This is a genomic window from Streptomyces sp. AP-93, from assembly GCF_022808175.1.
In the GTDB taxonomy this organism is placed as follows: domain Bacteria; phylum Actinomycetota; class Actinomycetes; order Streptomycetales; family Streptomycetaceae; genus Streptomyces.
Genome location: NZ_JALGBX010000006.1, coordinates 238021 through 255935 on the forward strand (window position 1 = coordinate 238021; position 17915 = coordinate 255935).

At 68.2% G+C, this 17915-nt stretch carries 21 protein-coding genes and 1 pseudogene; 2 read left to right on the forward strand and 20 right to left on the reverse strand.

Annotated elements, in window-relative coordinates; all coding sequences use genetic code 11:
* Position 1 precedes the first annotated feature (1 nt).
* The 8 genes and pseudogenes from MTF69_RS12675 to MTF69_RS12710 all read right to left on the reverse strand — a co-directional run bounded on the left by MTF69_RS12675 (position 2) and on the right by MTF69_RS12710 (position 5606).
* Positions 2–184 carry a helix-turn-helix domain-containing protein gene (locus MTF69_RS12675; RefSeq protein ID WP_243333583.1) on the reverse strand — a complete coding sequence of 61 codons (183 nt, stop codon included), beginning with the start codon at positions 182–184 and terminating at the stop codon, positions 2–4.
* A gap of 352 nt (positions 185–536) precedes the next feature.
* On the reverse strand, positions 537–1055 hold the full coding sequence (locus MTF69_RS12680; RefSeq protein WP_243333584.1) for a hypothetical protein: 519 nt from the start codon (positions 1053–1055) through the stop codon (positions 537–539).
* Positions 1056–1697: 642 nt separating this feature from the next.
* Positions 1698–2467, reverse strand: a pseudogene (locus MTF69_RS12685) (transposase).
* 51 nt (positions 2468–2518) lie between these two features.
* The gene (locus tag MTF69_RS12690; protein WP_243333587.1) at positions 2519–3277 is read right to left on the reverse strand and encodes a TetR family transcriptional regulator; all 759 of its coding nucleotides are present in this window, start codon (positions 3275–3277) and stop codon (positions 2519–2521) included.
* A 10-nt stretch (positions 3278–3287) separates the two neighbouring features.
* Positions 3288–3719 carry a thiol-disulfide oxidoreductase DCC family protein gene (locus MTF69_RS12695; protein WP_374322894.1) on the reverse strand — a complete coding sequence of 144 codons (432 nt, stop codon included), beginning with the start codon at positions 3717–3719 and terminating at the stop codon, positions 3288–3290.
* A gap of 5 nt (positions 3720–3724) precedes the next feature.
* Positions 3725–4129 (reverse strand): hypothetical protein, encoded by a 405-nt coding sequence (locus MTF69_RS12700; protein ID WP_243333589.1) that lies wholly within the window; start codon positions 4127–4129, stop codon positions 3725–3727.
* Positions 4130–4221: 92 nt separating this feature from the next.
* The gene (locus MTF69_RS12705) at positions 4222–4860 is read right to left on the reverse strand and encodes a Uma2 family endonuclease (protein WP_243333590.1); all 639 of its coding nucleotides are present in this window, start codon (positions 4858–4860) and stop codon (positions 4222–4224) included.
* A 209-nt stretch (positions 4861–5069) separates the two neighbouring features.
* A complete protein-coding gene (locus MTF69_RS12710; protein WP_243333591.1) occupies positions 5070–5606 on the reverse strand; it encodes a hypothetical protein in 537 nt (178 codons plus the stop codon).
* An 83-nt stretch (positions 5607–5689) separates the two neighbouring features.
* On the opposite strand from MTF69_RS12710, the gene MTF69_RS12715 reads away from it, so the two are divergent.
* Both MTF69_RS12715 and MTF69_RS12720 read left to right on the forward strand, forming a co-directional pair.
* Positions 5690–6025 (forward strand): hypothetical protein, encoded by a 336-nt coding sequence (locus tag MTF69_RS12715; RefSeq protein ID WP_243333592.1) that lies wholly within the window; start codon positions 5690–5692, stop codon positions 6023–6025.
* 1 nt (position 6026) lies between these two features.
* On the forward strand, positions 6027–8210 hold the full coding sequence (locus tag MTF69_RS12720) for a DUF4132 domain-containing protein (protein WP_243333847.1): 2184 nt from the start codon (positions 6027–6029) through the stop codon (positions 8208–8210).
* A 167-nt stretch (positions 8211–8377) separates the two neighbouring features.
* On the opposite strand, the gene MTF69_RS12725 is transcribed toward MTF69_RS12720, so the two are convergent.
* The 12 genes from MTF69_RS12725 to MTF69_RS12780 form a co-directional block, all read right to left on the reverse strand.
* Positions 8378–9145 (reverse strand): succinate dehydrogenase iron-sulfur subunit, encoded by a 768-nt coding sequence (locus MTF69_RS12725; RefSeq protein ID WP_243333593.1) that lies wholly within the window; start codon positions 9143–9145, stop codon positions 8378–8380.
* Complete coding sequence (sdhA, locus tag MTF69_RS12730; protein ID WP_243333594.1) at positions 9145–10899, reverse strand: succinate dehydrogenase flavoprotein subunit; 1755 nt, start codon at positions 10897–10899, stop codon at positions 9145–9147. The genes MTF69_RS12725 and sdhA overlap by 1 nt, the downstream gene beginning before the upstream one ends.
* Before the next feature lie 23 nt (positions 10900–10922).
* Entirely contained in the window at positions 10923–11405 is a 483-nt protein-coding gene (locus tag MTF69_RS12735; protein WP_243333595.1) for a succinate dehydrogenase hydrophobic membrane anchor subunit, read from the reverse strand.
* Between the two features lie 5 nt (positions 11406–11410).
* Positions 11411–11791: a succinate dehydrogenase, cytochrome b556 subunit gene (gene sdhC, locus MTF69_RS12740; RefSeq protein WP_266880720.1), complete on the reverse strand. Its 381-nt coding sequence runs from the start codon at positions 11789–11791 to the stop codon at positions 11411–11413.
* Positions 11792–11943: 152 nt separating this feature from the next.
* Positions 11944–12621: a 2-oxo-4-hydroxy-4-carboxy-5-ureidoimidazoline decarboxylase gene (locus tag MTF69_RS12745; RefSeq protein ID WP_243333600.1), complete on the reverse strand. Its 678-nt coding sequence runs from the start codon at positions 12619–12621 to the stop codon at positions 11944–11946.
* Positions 12622–12990: 369 nt separating this feature from the next.
* A complete protein-coding gene (locus tag MTF69_RS12750; protein ID WP_243333601.1) occupies positions 12991–13419 on the reverse strand; it encodes an NUDIX domain-containing protein in 429 nt (142 codons plus the stop codon).
* A gap of 114 nt (positions 13420–13533) precedes the next feature.
* Positions 13534–13866, reverse strand: coding sequence for a hypothetical protein (locus MTF69_RS12755; protein ID WP_243333604.1), 333 nt, complete (start codon positions 13864–13866; stop codon positions 13534–13536).
* Positions 13867–13925: 59 nt separating this feature from the next.
* The gene (locus MTF69_RS12760) at positions 13926–15260 is read right to left on the reverse strand and encodes a UDP-glucose/GDP-mannose dehydrogenase family protein (protein ID WP_243333606.1); all 1335 of its coding nucleotides are present in this window, start codon (positions 15258–15260) and stop codon (positions 13926–13928) included.
* A gap of 96 nt (positions 15261–15356) precedes the next feature.
* Positions 15357–16589, reverse strand: coding sequence for a hypothetical protein (locus MTF69_RS12765; RefSeq protein WP_243333608.1), 1233 nt, complete (start codon positions 16587–16589; stop codon positions 15357–15359).
* 9 nt (positions 16590–16598) lie between these two features.
* Positions 16599–17090, reverse strand: a complete 492-nt coding sequence (locus MTF69_RS12770; RefSeq protein WP_243333610.1) for an NUDIX domain-containing protein — start codon at positions 17088–17090, stop codon at positions 16599–16601.
* A 188-nt stretch (positions 17091–17278) separates the two neighbouring features.
* Positions 17279–17521 (reverse strand): hypothetical protein, encoded by a 243-nt coding sequence (locus MTF69_RS12775; RefSeq protein ID WP_243333613.1) that lies wholly within the window; start codon positions 17519–17521, stop codon positions 17279–17281.
* On the reverse strand, positions 17518–17808 hold the full coding sequence (locus tag MTF69_RS12780; protein WP_243333614.1) for a hypothetical protein: 291 nt from the start codon (positions 17806–17808) through the stop codon (positions 17518–17520). Before MTF69_RS12780 ends, MTF69_RS12775 begins: the two co-directional genes overlap by 4 nt.
* Positions 17809–17915 lie beyond the last annotated feature (107 nt).

Genomic DNA, 17915 nt, shown 5'->3' on the forward strand with positions numbered 1-17915 from the left:
ATCAGTCCTCTGGCCTGGAGGCCCGGGGCAGTTCCGCCGTACTGGTCGTCTCGGCGAGTGCGAGGCGGCCGCCCTTCAGTTCGGGCACGTAGTTGTAGACGGTGTTGCGGGAGACGCCGAACAGCTTCTCGATCAAGGTCACGGTGCCCTCGGGGCGGGTGAGCGAATCAACGTCGATGGGCACGAACTGGTGGGGGGTTACGGCGGGAAGTGTAATCCCGGTCCCGGTCATTACCCGGCCGTCTTCTTGGAAGACACCGTGTACGTAGTCGCCCGCGCTGCTGACGACGAGATCATCCAAGACTGACAGGCACCTGTGCTCGGCAGACGATCCCGCCTCGTTGGCCGAGCAGTTCCCCCAAGCGCGCACGTTGCGTCGGCAGCGCCTGCATCTGCACCGCCGACAACGCCCCGGACGAGCGTCGGAACAGGAGCGCGGGGGCCAAGTGGGCCAGGTCCTGCCCAGAGGCTGGGACCTGGTCCAGGAGCGGGCGCAGCTGCTGGATCTCACACCGCAGGTGTACGGCATCGGGCTCTCACCTGCATGAGGGACACCCGGCAAGATCACCACCGTTCGCGGCTGGTGACAGGGTTCTTACCGGCATCCCGTCATGATGAACGTGCGTGTCCTCCTGGAGACCGACCAGCTCGTCACGGAGATCAGCGACCACACCGGCCTGACGGCCCGCAGCACGTCGCGGACGCGGTGATCGCCCACTACGGCGGCCTACCTGCGCCGCACCGGGCTTCGGCGGCCGGGCGGGCTGGTGCCAGCACCACTCCACGAACGCGACGAGCGTCCCGGAGCGGACGGCGGCCGGCGGCAGGTCGGCTTCGGCGCAGAACCTGAGCCAGGCCTTCCAGTCGGCGGCGTATCCGTCGCGGGTCGCCTGCGGGCGGTTGTCCTCGACGTGGGCCGTGGCCTCGCGGTCGAGCCGCTCCTCGACCGCGGCGTCGAACCGTCCGGGCGCCGGTACCGCGGCCTGGCGGGTCATGGTGCTCTTGGTGACCGACAGTTCCGTGTTCACCATGCTCTGCCCCTGAGTGTCCGTCACGCCGCTTTTTCCGTACCACTGTTTGTGCCGTCTGGTTCCCGCATTTGTGAGCCTATCCGGGATTCATATGGCGGCTGCACGTAAGGAACATCAAGAACATCGAGAAGGTCGAGCAGTTGGACCGGCTCAAGGGCTACACGCCTGACGTGAACAACATGTCCACTCCTGACCCGATAAGCGCACTATCGAGCCGTTGGGGAAAGGGACTCGGGAAAACACACCGTCGTTCAGTTGTGCCGAAGGGCACGTCGGCGGCACCAGAAGCAGGTCCTGGTCGCCTAGCTCTGATCATGTATTTGAACGGCAAGTCCCCAGTGATGTGCGACACATGGGCGAGGGTGAGAGCGCTGAGGGAGCGGGTCCGCATGACCTCGATAGGTGCTTGTGACCTGCGGTGATGGGAAAGCCTCGTCTCTCATACTCCCGATGAGTGACATTTGAGCAATCTGTAGGTCAGTTCGGAGTGTCGCGCGGGGAGTTGGGGCGAACGAACTCGGCTGGGCCTACCGGCCAGGCGTATCGTTTGGGCCCATCGAGAGCCCTTCGGAAATGACGAAGGGAGATCGCTGCGAGGACTGCTTCCTAAAGGGTGTTGCAGAAGGTCCGGCTCGGGCAGGCCTGAGTGGTGTTTGACCTGGTGTTTCACTGTGCCATGGCGAGGTTGTGCATGGTGGCGACGGCCTGGACGGCGTGGTGGAGGCCGTCGCCTTTCTGGCGGCAGTCGCGGAGGATCTTCCAGTTCTTCATACGGGCGAAGGTGTGCTCGACGCGGGCGCGAACGCGCCGGTGCTCGGCGTTGTCCTCCTCCTGCCCACGCAGGAGGGGACGTCCAGCTCGTCTGCGGTGCGGGACGATCAGCCCGGTGCCCAGGTAGGCGCCGTCCGCGATGACCGTCGCCCCGGCTGCCGCGGCCGGCAGGTCCGACTCGCGCCAGACGTGGGCATCTGCCTTGTTGCCCGGCGCAGGGCGGGCTGAGGCGACGACCAGACGGCTGTCCGCGTCGATGATGACCTGCACGTTCGCCGAGAACCGGTAGTTCCTCGACGAAGCGCCAACGGTGCGGTCGCGGACGGGGATCAAGGTGCCGTCCACGATCCGCAACCGGTCCACGTCGGCGACCGGGCGCGGGGCCGGTTCCAGCGCCAGCAAGGGCCGCAGGCGCTGGATGACCCGGCAGACGGTGGCCGGGGAGATCCCGAACAGCGGAGCGAGCTGCCGCATCGTGAGTTCGTCCGGTAGTACACGGCCACCAGCAGCACCCGGTCAGCCAGCGGCAGACACCAGGGCCGGCCACCGCCGGGCCCGTTCCCGCCCCGCTCCCGCACCACCTTCACCAGCCTCGCGAACCGATCGATCCGCAAGCCCGTGAACGTCTCCACCCACACCGACTCAGCCCGCAACACCCCACCCATACAGGCAAAATGCCCAAAACAAAGCCTTCTGCAACACCCTTTAGGACCCGCCTACGGGCCCTCCTCCGGACCTTCCTCCGGCCCCGCGTCGGGGTCGGAGGCCCGCTTGCGGCCCGGACGGGACACGGCCGACTGGGCCATGCCCGGCAGGAAGTCCGTGAACAGCTCGTGCACTTCGCGCACCAGCGGCCGCAGCACCCGGAACCGGGCCAGGATGATGCCCCGGGTCGTGAGCTGCGCGCCGCGCTGTGCGAGCCGCCGGGTCTTCTCGCTGTCCGGGGAGCGGTCGAAGACCCAGTAGAGGACCAGGCCCATCTGCGAGAGCCACATCAGCTCCGGCAGTACGTCGGCCAGTTCGTCGGGGACCTTGGTCTTGGCCCCCGCCAGCACCTCGCGGTGCATGTCGATCGCCGTCTTGCGGGCCGCCTCCGACTCCGGGGAGAACGGGCTGAGCGGGCTCTCCGGGTCCGCGGCGTTCTTGAAGAACTGCGAGGCGAACTCGTGGTACGGAGCCGCGATGTCCAGCCAGCTGGTCAGGACGCCCGCGAGCCGCTTCTGCAGGTCGGTCTCGTTGTCCAGGATCGGCCGGACCGCCGCCAGGTGGGCGGCGCCGATCCGGTCGTAGAAGCCCTGGACCAGGTGTTCCTTGGACTCGAAGTAGTAGTAGGCGTTGCCGACCGATACTCCGGCCTCCTTGGCGATACCGCGCATCGTCGTCTTGTCGAAGCCGCGCTCCTGGAAGAGGCGGAGCGCGGTTTCGAGGATGAGCGTGCGGGTCTGCTCGCTCTTGGGAGCCTTCTGATCAGTCACGGCACCGAGCCTATCGGGGCGCGGAACACCGGTCGTCACAGGCCGGTTCCCCTATCTGCGCCGGGGAGCCGTCCCGCACGGCCTCGCGCCAGGTGGAGGCCGTGTACATGGCCGCCCGGGCGAAGGGCCGGCCGGCCGGGGTGGCCAGCCAGTTCGCCTTCGGCCGGTGCTCGGCCAGCGCCCACAGGCAGACGATGAAGGCGTCCGTCCCGGTCCACACCTGTCCGGAGTCGCCGATGACGGTGATCTCCTTCAGCGTCGAGGCGTGGTCGAGCTGCGGGTACCGCCGCTGCGCCTCGAAGGAGGCCGCGGGGATGAGCCGGAGCGGTACCAGCCAACGCTGGCCGAGCAGCCAGTGCCGGATGTGTACGCAGAGCGGGCAGTTCGCGTCGTAGAGCACCGTCAGGTGCCGGGTCGCGGCGGCGGTCGGAGCGGTGGCCACCGGGATCAGACCCCGGCGGGCGCGGTCCACCCCTGGGGGGCGACCGGCGGGGTCTGCTGACGCTCCATGATTCCCCGGCGGCGCATCTTGTTCAGCACCCAGACGTTCGCGAGGTGCATGAAGCCGAGGACCAGGAGCACGACTCCGAGTTTGACCGACAGTGCCTCGAAGAGTCCGCGGGCCGCGACGATCTCCTCGGCCGACCGCAGGTAGAGGGTCACGAAGCCGATGTTGACCAGGTAGAAGCCGACCACCAGGAGCTGGTTGACGGCGTCGGCGAGCTTCTCGTTCCCCTGGAGGACGTCGCCGATGAAGACGCGGCCGTTGTGGCTGAGCGTGCGGGCCACCCAGACGGTGAGTCCGATGCTGATGAGCAGGTAGATGACGTACGCGACCACGGTGAGGTCCATTGCCCTCAGCCCCCTTGAACGTGTTCAACTGCTGACGGCACTGACTGTAGACTCATTTTTGAACAGGTTCAAGCGAATGGAGCCGTGCTGATCTACGGGGTCGCCGGCTTTCGTTGGGGCGGTCGGCCGGCTGCGAGGAGTTCCTCGACGTCCAGGGTGACCTTCGCGCCGAGGGAGTCCGGCAGCGTGGCCAGTTCGCCGGGTGCGTAGACGCGGTGGCTGCCGTAGTCGCCCTCGCGGGGATCGGTCAGCACGTGGATCCGCTGGTGCTGGCGGTTGACGATGACGTAGATCGGGATCATGGCGTCCGCGTAGGCGCCGACCTTGGAGCGCAGGTCGGTGTTGTAGTTGCTTGAGGTCACTTCGAGGACGAGCCGGAACACGACGGGGTCGTAGCAGTTGTTCCTGACCAGGTGCTCATCGCTGTCCGCGTCGACGACGACGAGGTCCGGGATGGCGAAGTCGTCCGGACCGTCGGGCAGCCACAGCCCGATGCCCTGGTGCACCTCCGTCTCGCCGTCGTCCAGGCCTGCCGCGACGAACGGACGGGTGATCTTGTTCAGCACCCTGGAGTGCGGGATGTCCGCGGGGGGCGTCACGGTGAGCTGGCCTCCGATGATCTCGACGCGGTAGCCAGGGGCCTGCTCGGTGAGCCTGTTGGCCGCTTCGAGCAGCGTCAGCGGCCTGTCCTCGTCCGGGTACGCGGAGTACTCGACGGGTGCTGCGGACATCTCGGGCCTCCCGTGGGCTGGGTCGAGACCATCATCGTAGGGCGGCCGGACGGACCCGTGCGGTATCCACGCGATTCACCGGAAGGGGTGCGTCGGGAGCCGGGACGCCGGCCCGCGAGCCGGAAATGATCATCCCGCGATCTTCCGCGACGGGCCCCCCGGCCCGCCACCGGCTTCCTTGCCGGACGCGGACACGGGACTGCCCGGGACTACATGCTCAGCGCGCGCGCCTGGTTGATCTGGGTCATCACCCACATGTAGGTGCCCGGGTCCACCGCGGGGATCATCGTGGAGTGGTGGCGGCCGGCGCTGTTCACGGTGATCTGGATGTAGCCCGTGGTGCGGCGCTCCTTCATCAGGAGGAAGAACAGCCCGAGCAGACAGAAGAGGAAGAAGATGACGGCCAGCACGATCGCGTGCGCCGGGATCTTCTCCTTCGTCCGGGAGAAGTCCGCGGCGTTCCAGATCGCGCCCTTGAGCGGCATCGGCCCCGACGGGGTGATGATCTGGTCGCCGGCGATCGTGATGTCGCCCAGGGAGAGCCCGGCGGCCGGGTAGCCCATGGGCGGCATCGGCGGCATCTGGGCCGGAATGCCTGCTCCGGCGATGGTCGGCTGGTAGGCCGGGGGCTGCGGGTAGGGCTGCGGGTAGCCGTAACTCGGGGTTCCCGGCCCCCACTTGTAGTCGTCCTGGCCGCCGCCCTGGCCCGGGTCGCTCGCGTACGGATTCGGCTGCTGCTCACTCATGGGGCCGATAATTCCACAGGCTCCATCGGCTCAGTAGAGCGATTGTCACTGCCCGCCCCTAATCTCCGGGCATGGGAAGCGTGATGTTCGTCGACGAGACGACTGCCGGGGGCCGCTGTGACGGCTGGGGGATGGAAATCGCCGAAGAGGGACTCGTACTGCGCGAGTTGATCAGGAGGCGGATATTCCGGGAAGTGGCTGAGTCCGAGGCCGCCGGCAGCCGCCTGGTGCGCCCGGCGAAGGAGGGCGGCCCGGTGGATCCGAGGGCGCAGGTGGAGGCGGCGCTCGCCGCCTTCGGGCGCAACGGCTTCCTCGTGCTGGTGGGGGACCGTCAGATCACGGACCTGGACCAGGAGATCGACCTTCCGCCGGGCACCGAGGTCACCTTTCTCAAGCTCGTCGCACTGGTGGGTGGCTGACATGGCGGCCGACCTCGACGCGGCGACCCGGCGGGCCTTCGAAGAGCTCGGGCGGGCCTATTACACCTACCACGGCATCTGGTCCACGCGGGTGCACGACGAGCTGGCCGCGGGGCGCACCATCCCGCCCGCCGCCGTGGCCACCCTGCGGCGCAGCGCCCTGATGTCCTACAGCAGCTCCGGCGTGAGGGACGCCGTCCGGCAGCTGACCGGCCCCGCCCTCAACGTCGGCGAGCAGTGGGCCGACGAGGCGATGGCCGCCGCCTGCTGGGATCCGCTGCTCGCCCACGCCGCCACCGCCACGGCCGCCCGGCCGACCCCCAAGTGGGAGAAGACCGCCCGCGCGCTCATCGAGGACACCGGAGCCGGCCCCGACGCGCTGCGCGAGGCCGTCATCGGCTGGCTCGCGCTCGTGGACCGGCCGCGCACGCTGGCCCTGGAGCACACCTGGTACGAGGGCCAGCTGGACGCCCACAACGCCAACGCCCTGCGCGGCCTGGCGTGGCTGCTCGCGCTGCTGCCCGCGCACCCCGAGGTACCGCGCGCCCTGGGCCGGCTCGTGGAGACCTGCCTGAAGAAGGTCCCCGGCTTCGGCCCGCGCAATCCCAAAGTGGCCAACGCGGGGGTCACCGCCCTGTCCCGGACCGGGGGCGAGGCGTCCCTGGCCGAACTGGCCCGGCTGGCCGCCCGGGTGACCTTCAAGGGCACCCTCAAGGTCATCGACGCGGCCCTGGAGGCGCGTGCCGAGGCGCTCGGGCTGGGCCGGGAGGAGATCGAGGAGCTCGCCGTGCCCGCGTACGGGCTGACGGAGGTCGGGCGCGCCGAGGTGCCCTTCGGACAGGCCGTCGCCCTGCTGGAGGTGCGCGGGCCGAAGGTGCTGCTGTCCTGGAGCAACGCGGCCGGCAAGGCGGTCAAGACCGTGCCGGCCGCCGTCCGCCAGGGGCACGCCGAGGAGCTCAAGGAGCTCAAGGCGGCCGTCAAGGACATCGACAAGATGCTGGCCGCCCAGGCGGAGCGCCTCGACCGGCAGTTCCTCGCCCGCCGCACCTGGACCTACGCGGCCTGGCGCGAGCGGTACCTCGACCACCCCCTGGTCGGCACCCTCGCCCGCCGCCTGGTCTGGACGGTCGCAGGCGTCCCTGCGGTGTACGACGGCCACGACATCCGCACCGTCACGGGCGAGCCGCTGTGCGTCGCCGCCCACGCCGAGGTCCGGCTCTGGCATCCGGTCGGCCGGGAGCCCGCCGAGGTGGCCGCCGTGCGCGAGCGCCTCGAAGCGCTCGCGATCACACAGCCGTTCAAGCAGGCCCACCGCGAGGTGTATCCGCTCACCGACGCCGAGCGGGCCACCGGCACGTACTCCAACCGCTTCGCCGGCCACGTCCTGCGCCAGCACCAGTTCCACTCCCTGGCCGCCGTGCGCGGCTGGCGCAACAAGCTCCGGCTCTGCGTCGACGACAGCGCGCCGCCCGCCGTCCGCGAGCTCCCGCAGTGGGGGCTGCGCGCCGAGTACTGGATCGAGGGGGAGGAGAGCGGGGACTACGACGCCGACACCACCGACTCCGGCAGCTACCTGCGGCTGCGCACCGACCAGGTGCGCTTCTATCCCCTCGACGCCCCGCAGAACGAGGCCAGCACCTACGGCGGCGGATACACCATGTACGTGCGTGACGGCCGGGACCCCGTCGGCCCGCTCCCGCTGACGGAGATACCGGAGCTGGTGCTCAGCGAGGTGCTGCGCGACGTGGACCTGTTCGTCGGGGTCGCCAGCGTGGGCAACGACCCCACCTGGTCCGACGGCGGCCCCGAGGGGAGGTTCCGCGCGTACTGGACCTCGTACGGCTTCGGCGAGCTCGGGCAGAGCGCGGAGACCCGGCGGGCGCTGCTGGAGCGGCTGGTGCCGAGACTGGCGATCGCGGACCGCTGCCGCATCGAGGGCCGGTTCCTGCACGTCCGGGGCGAACTGCGCACGTACAAGATCCACCTCGGCTCCGGCAACATCCTGATGGAGCCGAACGACCAGTACCTGTGCATCGTGCCGAAGGGCGGCGGCTCTCCGGAGACCGGGTACCTGCCCTTCGAGGGGGACCGCACCCTGGCGGTGATCCTCAGCAAGGCGATGCTGCTGGCCGGGGACACCGCCATCACGGACCCGACCATCACCAGCCAGATCCGCGGGGCCTGACACGACGCGGCCAACGCCGAAGGCCCCGCCCCCGGTGCGTGAAACACCGGGCACGGGGCCCTCGTACGACAGACGGCCTCAGCCGCGCCGACGGACGGAGTCCGTCGCAGCACCTCGAAGCCCGTGAGGCCCGCAAGGGCCGAGCGGTGCGAGAGGTGCGTCAAGAACTAGAAGCGGCGGGTGATCAGGGCCCGCTTCACTTCCTGGATCGCCTTCGTGACCTCGATGCCTCGCGGGCACGCGTCGGTGCAGTTGAAGGTCGTGCGGCAACGCCACACGCCGTCCTTGTCGTTCAGGATCTCCAGGCGCTGCTCGCCCGCCTCGTCACGCGAGTCGAAGATGAAGCGGTGCGCGTTGACGATCGCCGCCGGGCCGAAGTACTGGCCGTCGTTCCAGAACACCGGGCACGAGGAGGTGCAGGCGGCGCACAGGATGCACTTGGTGGTGTCGTCGAAGCGCTCGCGGTCCTCGGCGGACTGCAGGCGCTCGCGCGTCGGCTCGTTGCCCTTGGTGACCAGGAACGGCATGACGTCCCGGTACGCCTGGAAGAAGGGCTCCATGTCGACGACGAGGTCCTTCATCACCGTCAGGCCCTTGATGGCCTCGACCGTGATCGGCTTCTCCGGGTTGATGTCCTTGATCAGCGTCTTGCAGGCGAGCCTGTTCTTGCCGTTGATCCGCATCGCGTCGGAGCCGCAGATGCCGTGCGCGCACGAGCGACGGAAGGTCAGCGTGCCGTCGAGGTCCCACTTGATCTTGTGGAGACCGTCGAGCACGCGCTCCTTCGGGTCGATCTCGATCTGGAAGTCCTGCCAGGTCGACTCGTCCGAGATCTCCGGGTTGAAGCGCCGGATCCGGAACGTGACCGTGATGAAGGGCGAAGCCGCGGCCGCGGCCTCCATCGAGTCCGTCTTGCTGAGGGTCGGGGTGGCCATCAGTACTTACGCTCCATCGGCTGGTAGCGGGTGACGACGACCGGCTTGTAGTCCAGGCGGACCGAATCCTGGCCGTTGTCGTCGACCTCGCGGTACGCCATGGTGTGGCGCATGAAGTTGACGTCGTCGCGGTTCGGGTAGTCCTCGCGGTAGTGACCGCCGCGGGACTCCTTGCGCGCCAGCGCGGACACGGCCATGACCTCGGCCAGGTCGAGCAGGTTGCCCAGCTCGATGGCTTCCAGCAGGTCCGTGTTGAAGCGCTTGCCCTTGTCCTGGACGGACACGTTCTTGTAGCGCGCGCGCAGCTCCGCGATCTTCTCGACCGCGGTCTTGATCGTCTGCTCGGTGCGGAACACCATCACGCAGGCGTCCATCGTCTCCTGGAGCTCCAGGCGCAGGTCCGCGACCCGCTCGTTGCCCGTGGAGGAGCGCAGCTGCTCGACCAGGTCGATGACCTGCTGCGCCGGGTTCTCGGGCAGCTCGACGTAGTCGTGGGCGTGGGCGTACGCGGCCGCCGCGATGCCCGAGCGCTTGCCGAAGACGTTGATGTCCAGCAGCGAGTTGGTGCCCAGGCGGTTCGCGCCGTGCACCGACACGCACGCGACCTCGCCGGCCGCGTACAGGCCCGGGACGACGGTGGTGTTGTCCATGAGGACCTCACCCTCGACGTTCGTCGGGATGCCGCCCATGGCGTAGTGCGCGGTGGGCTGGATCGGGATCGGGTCCGTGTACGGCTCGATGCCCAGGTACGTACGGGCGAACTCGGTGATGTCCGGGAGCTTCGCGTCGAGCTGCTCCGGCGGCAGGTGGGTCAGGTCCAGGTACACGTGGTCACCGGCGGGACCGCAGCCGCGGCCCTCACGGATCTCGGTGTAGATGGAGCGCGAGACGACGTCACGGGACGCGAGGTCCTTCATGACCGGCGCGTACTTCTCCATGAAGCGCTCGCCGTCCTTGTTGCGCAGGATGCCGCCCTCACCGCGGGCGCCCTCCGTCAGCAGGATGCCCATGCGCCAGATGCCCGTCGGGTGGAACTGGAAGAACTCCATGTCCTCCAGCGGCAGGCCGCGGCGGTAGCAGGCCGCCTGGCCGTCACCCGTGAGGGTGTGCGCGTTGGAGGTCACCTTGAAGAACTTGCCGGTGCCGCCGGAGGCGTAGATGACGGACTTCGCCTGGAACACGTGGATCTCGCCGGTGGCGAGCTCGTACGCGACCACGCCGGCCGACTTCTTGACGCCGTCCTCCTCGACCAGGAGCTGGTCCAGGACGTAGAACTCGTTGAAGAACTCCACGCCCTCCTTGACGCAGTTCTGGTACAGCGTCTGGAGGATCATGTGGCCGGTGCGGTCCGCGGCGTAGCAGGACCGGCGGACCGGCGCCTCGCCGTGGTTGCGGGAGTGCCCGCCGAAGCGGCGCTGGTCGATGGTGCCGTCCGGGGTGCGGTTGAACGGCAGGCCCATCTTCTCGAGGTCGAGGACCGCGTCGATGGCCTCCTTCGCCAGGATCTCGGCGGCGTCCTGGTCGACCAGGTAGTCACCGCCCTTGACCGTGTCGAAGGTGTGCCACTCCCAGTTGTCGTCCTCCACGTTGGCGAGCGCGGCGGCCATGCCGCCCTGCGCGGCGCCCGTGTGGGAGCGGGTGGGGTAGAGCTTGGTCAGCACGGCGGTGCGGCTGCGCTTCGTCGACTCGATGGCGGCGCGCATGCCTGCGCCGCCCGCCCCGACGATGACGGTGTCGTACTTGTGGATCTTCATTGGTTTCGCCTCAGCCCCGTTGCCTAGCGGATGTTCGGGTCGAAGGTGAAGATCACCAGCGTGCCCAGAAGAATGGTGAACACCGTGGCGGTGTAGAGCAGGCCCTTGAGCCACAGACGCGTGTTGGCGCGCTCCGCGTAGTCGTTGATGACGGTACGCAGACCGTTCGCGCCGTGCAGCATCGCGAGCCACAGCATCAGCAGGTCCCAGCCCTGCCAGAACGGGGAGGCCCAGCGGCCCGCCACGAAGGCGAAGCCGATCTTGGAGACGCCGCCGTCGAGGACGAGCTGGATCAGCAGGTGGCCGATGACGAGGACGACGAGCACGATGCCCGAGAGGCGCATGAAGAGCCACGCGACCATCTCGAAGTTGCCGCGGGTCGAGCGCGGCGTCTTGCTGGTGCGCTTGCGCGGGGCCTCGATGTACGGCGCCGGGTTGTCGACGTCGTAGAGGGACACGCCCTCCACGTCACCGATGCCCTTTTCGAAAGAAGTGTCAGAAGACATGCGTGTCACTTCCCGAAGAGTTCGAGGTAAGCGTGTCCGAGGACGGGGTACAGGGCCCCGACCATCAGCACGACCCAGATGCCCACCACGGTCCAGAGCATCTGCTTCTGGTAGCGGGGGCCCTTGGACCAGAAGTCCACGGCGATGACACGGAGACCGTTGAGCGCGTGGAACAGGATTGCGGCGACGAGGCCGTACTCCAGCAGCGCGACGATCGGAGTCTTGTAGGTAGCCACGACATCGTCGTACGCCTCGGGGGAGACGCGGACGAGAGCGGTGTCGAGGACGTGTACGAACAGGAAGAAGAAAATGAGGACGCCGGTGACTCGATGAGCCACCCAGGACCACATTCCTTCCCGGCCGCGGTACAACGTTCCAGCCGGCACGGAAAACCCTCCGGAAGCGGGGCGGGGGCCAGCCGGCTTCTTTGTCGGTCGGGCCCGGCCGGGTACGGTCCTCCGGCCCCGGACATCGTAGCGACGCTTTGTCGGTTCCCTTGCGCGGGGGCCATCGGTGTGATCAAACAGGCACGGACGGACTATCCCACAGGGGCGAATAGCCCGAATTCGGCAGCAGATACCCCATCCGCCGAGGTCAGCCAGTGTGTCAGGTCGGCGAGTCGGACCTGCGCGACGCGACGGAGCTCGTCCGCGGAGATCGCGCGCTCCTCGTCCACGTCCAGCTCCATCCGCCGCCGGATCGCGGCCAGCAGCTGGTCCGCCTGCTCCTCCGGGGTGGTCCCGTCGAGGCAGATCACGAAGGCGTGGCAGTAGGTCCGCTCGTACTCCGCGTGCGCCGCGTCGAGCGCGAGGAGCGCGGCGTACGAGGCCCCGTGCTCCAGCTCCGGCGGGAACTCGCAGGCCAGTGCCTCGGAGAGGTCCGGCTGGGAGAGGTCGTACGAAGCTTCGTCCGCGGCGGCGAGTAGTGCGCCGAAGTCGGGGTAAGGGCGGTGGGCGGCCACCCGGTGGGCCCAGCGCCGGCTGCCGCAGCAGTGCAGCAGGGCGGAGTGGGCGGCTTCCGGGGACAGGGCGTTGAACCGTGCGAGCCCGCAGTCGTCGAAAGGGTTGGAGTCGTCGAAAGCGTCGGCGTCGTCGAAGGGGCCGGGGCCGGGGAGGGGGTGGGAGCCGTGGGAAGGGTCGGAGCCTCCGCGGGCCTGTGCCGGAAGGTGGCTGGACAGCGGGGGGCTCCTCGTGGCGTGGCGCGGGTGTCCCGCCACGCTATCGACGTGGGGCCGGGTGTGTCGTACCCATTCGGGGATTTCACCCGGAAGTGAGCCGAAAGGATGACGAGAGCGCATGTCGGACCGGGTGCGGGGCCGCTCGGGGGGCTCCGCGGAGGCCCCGCGGGGGCCGGGGCATGATGACCGTGGGGACGGCGGAGAAGGGGAGGGCGACCGAGGCCGCCACCCCTAGCCGGGAAGCGTAGCGAAAGGGCCTCTGACCAGGCGTTTTCCCTCCCCGGGGGAGGTCCTTTCGCTTATCTGGATGCGGCCCGTTTTCACGTGCTTCTGCCTGTCCAGGTCCGCTGTTGGTCATGTGGTTGGTCACGTTGCCAACCCTTGATAGCGTTCCCTTGAGAGCAGTCGCTAGGGAGCAGTGTGTCTCGGCACTGGGCGACTGGGCCCGCTGCTGGATCGGTGCCTTATGCGTGGCGCGGCTCCGAGCTGGCCGATGTAGTCCCGGATGTGGGGCGGCATCCTGTCGGGGAGTCCGTCCAGGGGGAAGAGCTTCAGGGCTTGGCCTTCGCCGAGAACCAGGTCGCCCTCGCTTCCACTCCAGGTTCCAAGGAAGACGCGTGGGGGAGCCTTCGCCGGATCGTGAGGCGTGACGGTGACCTCCGCGATGTCGGCTGGAGTGATCCCTGCTTCCTCGTGGATCTCACGGAGGACTGCCTCCATCGCTGTTTCGCCAGGCTCGATCTGCCCCCCGAGGAGCGACCAGTAGCCCGGCCAGCAGATACTTGGCTTCTCATCTCGCAATTGCAGAATGATCTCCGAGTCATCGGTCGTGATCATCGCAATGCATCCGGTCCTCGTGTGGAACGACCCAGCAGTCACAGTGACCTCTCTCGACACGCAAAAGGGCGACCCCCACCGTAAGGGTGGAAGCCGCCGCTTCGCCGCGCCGAATCAGGAGCCTGCGTTCTCCTTCTTGGCGCGGTCGTGTCCGTACTCCAGGTAGCGTGCCCAGACGCTGGCGGCCGAGCCATCAGGCGAGAGCCTGTCTAGGGCGACCATGCCAGCCATGATCGCAGCGCAGATCTCGTCCTGGACCTGGGGCAGAGTCGCGGAGACGACCCCGTCGGTTCCCCACCCCTTCATGCGTCGGTAGAGCTCCGCGGCCTCGTTGGCTTCCTCGGACACCTTCGTCACGAGGAGTAGTTCTTTGACTCCGTCCGGGGCCCCGCTGCGACGCTCGTCGCGGCCACGCAGCTCCGGGATCTGGACCCACACGTCTTCCATCTACTCCTCCGGGATCTCGCTGGGCCGCCCCCCAGCTCGGCTGAGCTGAGCGTCAGCGGCTACACAGTGGGGTGCTGGGGCGGCCGGCCGAGCTGCCAGACTTCCCAGCCAGCGGCGCACCACGACGCGGTGTCGACGACATTCCGCACGTCGACCAGGACTCGCCGCTGTACCTGGTCCGCAGCAGCGGACGGCAGCTTGGAGTCCTCGGTGAACTGCGGCCACTCGGTGGCGAGCACGACGACCTTCGCGCCGTTGAGGGCGCCCTGAATGTCACTGGCGTACGTGTACTCCGGGCGAAGGCGGCGTGCCGCCTCATTCGATTCAGGATCGAAGATGACCGTGCGAGCACCGGCCTGATGCAGGCGGCCGGCAAGGTGGAGGGCGGGGGAGTTCCGCACATCGCTGGTACCCGCCTTGAACGAGGCACCCAGAACGGCGATGGGTGCGCCGTCGAGGCCGTCGCCGTGGGCCCGCTGGACGAGCTCGAAGGCTGCGTCAAGACGGCTGTGGTTGACCGCCTCAACCGCTTCGAGCAGGCCGGCCGCGTGAACGGCCCCGATCTCGCGAACGCGGTGTGTGAAGGCAGCTGTGTCCTTCGGCAGGCAGCCGCCGCCGTAGCCGATGCCGGGCCTCATCCCGCCGTGGCCGATCCGCTTGTCGATGCCGACGCCGTACGCCACCGTGTTCACGTCGGCGCCGGTGATCTCGCAGACCTCGGCCATCGCGTTGATGAAGGAGATCTTGGTCGCCAGGAAGCTGTTGGCGGCGGACTTGAGGACTTCGGCCGTCTGGGGGTCCGTGACGATGAGTTCGGCGTCACCGCGCGCCAGAATCGGCGCATAGACCTCTTCGACAGCCTTCTGCGCCTCGGCTGAGGAGAGGCCCGCCACAATGCGATCCGGATAGAGCGAGTCCTCGACGGCATGCCCTTCTCGAAGGAACTCGGGGTTCCAGACGAGCTCGACCCCCTCCACGGCATCAGCCGCGACGATCTCCTGGAGGCGGCCCACGGTGCCCACGGTCACGGTGCTCTTGCCCACGATGGTGCATGGCCGCTTGAGTAGGGGAGTGAGCGCACGCATGGCACCGATTACCTGGCTGACGTCGTAGCCGCGGCCGTCATCGCGGAGTGGAGTCCCCACCGCGATGAAGTGAAGGTCCGCCCAGGCTGCTGCCTCGCTGAGGTCGGTGGTGAACCGCAGGCGGCCCGAGGGGACATGCTTGGCCAGCAGGTCGTCGAGGCCCTTTTCGTAGAAGGCCCCCCGGCCGCTCTGGAGAATCCGGCATGTGTCCGGATTCAGCTCGACACCGATCACCTCGTGACCCAGCTCCGCCATCGCGGCGGCGTGCGGGGCGCCGAGGTGACCACAGCCAATGACTGAAACTCGCATTGCTGTCCGTTCCTTGTTGTCGTGGGGCGCATCATCCGGTGCGCCCCACGACGCTACCGCTGTCTGAACCACTGCTCGGCTAGCGCGAGTTCGACGCTAGTACGTGATCTTCAACAGTTCGCACAGGCGTCCGAGGGCGTCCGTGGCGGGCTGACGCACGACGACGTCCCCCGTCTGGGCTCCCTCGATGGGGTACTCCTTGAAGGCGCCGTTCTCCATCAGGCCCTCCGGGTCGACGTAGAAGACCTTCATGCCCTTGGCCCGCGCCCGCGCCTGGACGGACCGGCGATCGGCGTGCAGGCCGACCACCAGCAGGGCCTTGGCCTCGTCGTAGAGCGGGACAGGCGGGATCTTCTGGTCGTAGCGCCGGACGAACACCTCGTTGAGACCGACTCGCGCCGGAAGGAGGTCGAAGTTGTGAGTGATAACCGGGCCGATCATGTGCCCTGAGTCGTGCAGGGCCTTCAGGGCGTGGTGGGCGTCGGTCGGATCGGCGACGAAGCAGGCGGAGAACATCTTCACGAGCTCCGGAGCCTTGGTCTTCGGGTCGACCAGCATCTCCTGGACGAGGGTGTCGGCCGCCGGAGACATGGTGAAGGCGTGTGACTGGGTGAGGGCGTTGTCGCGGCGGGCCGTGACCCGGTAGACCTTGTGGAGATAGTGCAGCGGGGGGATGCCGGCCTCGATGCTCGTGCCGCACCCGATCTCGACCTGGAAGGGCAGGTAGTCCAGGAGGCCGCTGAGGTCCTCGGTGATCGTCGGCTCTCCGCGCTGATCCTTGACCCGGATGCCGCCAGCGAGGACGTCCCACGGCAGGTTTCGCACGGTGCGCGAAACCTCGTAGCCCTCGGAGGTGAAGGTGACGTCGAGCGTCCGGAAGCCCGGCGGGGTGACGCGGTCGGCTCGCTCGTCCTGCGGGTGGTCGTCGTAGCGCGAGATGGCGAAGCGGAGGTCGCCGCGGTGCCAGCCGTCCGGCTTCTGCCGCCACCGCCCCTGGGCGAGCCACCCCTCGATGGCATTCGAGTAGTCCTCGATCTCGGCTTCGGGCGCCGTGATCGAGCAGTAGAGGTAGAGGTCGGAGAGCACGAGGCGCGGCACGGGGAACGTGTAGTCCAGCCCGTACTGGTAGCGGTAGTGGACGATGCGACGTCGGCCGTCGGCGTCCTCGCTCCAGCCGGACTGCTCGCGGTTGGCCGGGTCCTGGGTGCGCCGCCAGATCCCCTCCTCGATCGAGCGCGGGCGTTCGTGGTGGCTGCCAGCGAAGTGCTGCTCCCAGTCCTCCACCTGCACGGGGGAGAGCTGTTCGATCACGGGGTAGGGCAGGAACACGGTTCCTCCTCAGTTCATCGGATTGCCCATCAGGAGCTCGACGAAGGTGCCGCTCCGCAGCGCCTCGACGCAGTGCGTGAGTCGCAGCAGCTCGTGGTCAACAACAACGGAGGCTGCTGCGTCCGGCGTCACCCAGCGAATTTCGTCGTAGCCACCTCCAGGGGTGGTCTCGGCGTCGGCGCTGACCGTCGCGTGATAGACGAGGTTCATTCCTTCGCGGTACCGGCCGGGCCATTCCGGCGCGTGGTCGATGGCCAGTAGGCGCCCGGCGGACAGGCGGAGCCCGAGCTTCTGGTCCATGTGCCGGCTGAATGCCCGACGGGGCAGCTCGTTGGGGTCGGCGGACCCTCCGGGCAGCCCCCACTTGGCTACCGACGTCCAGTAGGTCCGGTGGATGATCGCGAACAAGCCGTCCTGCTCAAGCAGCGCGAGAGCAGCAACCCGGCGGGGCGGGGGATCTTTGAAGGGGTCCGGCCGTTGATCAGGCATCCGGTTCTCCATCCCGTTGATCGTCTGGCGTGGAGATTGAAAGCTGTGGCTGCATAGGGTCGGGTGTGCTTGCCGCCTGGCTGGAGAGCAGGATCAGCGGTGGCGTCAGCCACAGGCTGAGGGCACCAACCACCATCCCCAGTCCGGGTAATCGGATCGACTCCGATCTGCCATGCCGGCCGTTCACTGCGCGCCCCGCGTCACGGGCTGAGCAGCCGCCCGAGGCGGCCGGTCTCGTCGGCGTAGCTGATCGGGCGCGCGATGATCTCGGCCTGCGACATGGTGTAGGGGCTGCGGGCATTGAAGTGCAGGATGCGACTCCCGCCGTGCCCAGCCACCATGTCCTGTACGGGGTACCAGGCGTGGTCGAACTGGAAGAGGTCACCGACCTTGACCTCGTGAGGGAGCAGGAACTCCTCAGACGTTCCGAGGGGGCGACTCATGCGATCTGTCGCCCCTCTTCCTGGATGGTCGCGGGTCGGATCTCGCCGCGGGCCTCCAGCCAGCGACCGAGGTCGTAGGCGTCGGCGGCGCCGAGCGAGATGTGGACCAGTCCTTCGAACTGGCCGTCCTGTTGTTCGTTCACCCCGGCCGCGTAGACCGCAGCGGGGATTCCGGCGGCCTGGAGAGCCTGCTGTATGGCCGGAACCGCGTTCTTCGCGATGATGTGGGCCGTCTCACGAGGGGTGGTGCCGAGCTGCTGAGTCCGTGCCGTGGTCGTCGTACTCATAGTGATCCCCTTGGTCCTGCGTCTCGTGGGTTTCGAGCTGACCGTAGGGCTGGTGGATCCCAACTCCCAAGAAACTTGCAGATGTTTGCAGCATGCCGTTTGACGGG

What these genes read in the sequence shown, in the direction of transcription:
- MTF69_RS12760 (WP_243333606.1), bottom strand. Translation starts at nt 15,260, where the DNA reads ATGCGAGTTTCAGTCATTGGCTGTGGTCACCTCGGCGCCCCGCACGCC.
- MTF69_RS12770 (WP_243333610.1), bottom strand. Translation starts at nt 17,090, where the DNA reads ATGGAGAACCGGATGCCTGATCAACGGCCGGACCCCTTCAAAGATCCC.
- MTF69_RS12720 (WP_243333847.1), top strand. Translation starts at nt 6,027, where the DNA reads ATGGCGGCCGACCTCGACGCGGCGACCCGGCGGGCCTTCGAAGAGCTC.
- MTF69_RS12725 (WP_243333593.1), bottom strand. Translation starts at nt 9,145, where the DNA reads ATGGCCACCCCGACCCTCAGCAAGACGGACTCGATGGAGGCCGCGGCC.
- MTF69_RS12715 (WP_243333592.1), top strand. Translation starts at nt 5,690, where the DNA reads ATGTTCGTCGACGAGACGACTGCCGGGGGCCGCTGTGACGGCTGGGGG.
- sdhA (WP_243333594.1), bottom strand. Translation starts at nt 10,899, where the DNA reads ATGAAGATCCACAAGTACGACACCGTCATCGTCGGGGCGGGCGGCGCA.
- MTF69_RS12780 (WP_243333614.1), bottom strand. Translation starts at nt 17,808, where the DNA reads ATGAGTACGACGACCACGGCACGGACTCAGCAGCTCGGCACCACCCCT.
- MTF69_RS12735 (WP_243333595.1), bottom strand. Translation starts at nt 11,405, where the DNA reads ATGTCTTCTGACACTTCTTTCGAAAAGGGCATCGGTGACGTGGAGGGC.
- MTF69_RS12710 (WP_243333591.1), bottom strand. Translation starts at nt 5,606, where the DNA reads ATGAGTGAGCAGCAGCCGAATCCGTACGCGAGCGACCCGGGCCAGGGC.
- MTF69_RS12775 (WP_243333613.1), bottom strand. Translation starts at nt 17,521, where the DNA reads ATGAGTCGCCCCCTCGGAACGTCTGAGGAGTTCCTGCTCCCTCACGAG.
- MTF69_RS12755 (WP_243333604.1), bottom strand. Translation starts at nt 13,866, where the DNA reads ATGGAAGACGTGTGGGTCCAGATCCCGGAGCTGCGTGGCCGCGACGAG.
- MTF69_RS12750 (WP_243333601.1), bottom strand. Translation starts at nt 13,419, where the DNA reads ATGATCACGACCGATGACTCGGAGATCATTCTGCAATTGCGAGATGAG.
- MTF69_RS12700 (WP_243333589.1), bottom strand. Translation starts at nt 4,129, where the DNA reads ATGGACCTCACCGTGGTCGCGTACGTCATCTACCTGCTCATCAGCATC.
- MTF69_RS12705 (WP_243333590.1), bottom strand. Translation starts at nt 4,860, where the DNA reads ATGTCCGCAGCACCCGTCGAGTACTCCGCGTACCCGGACGAGGACAGG.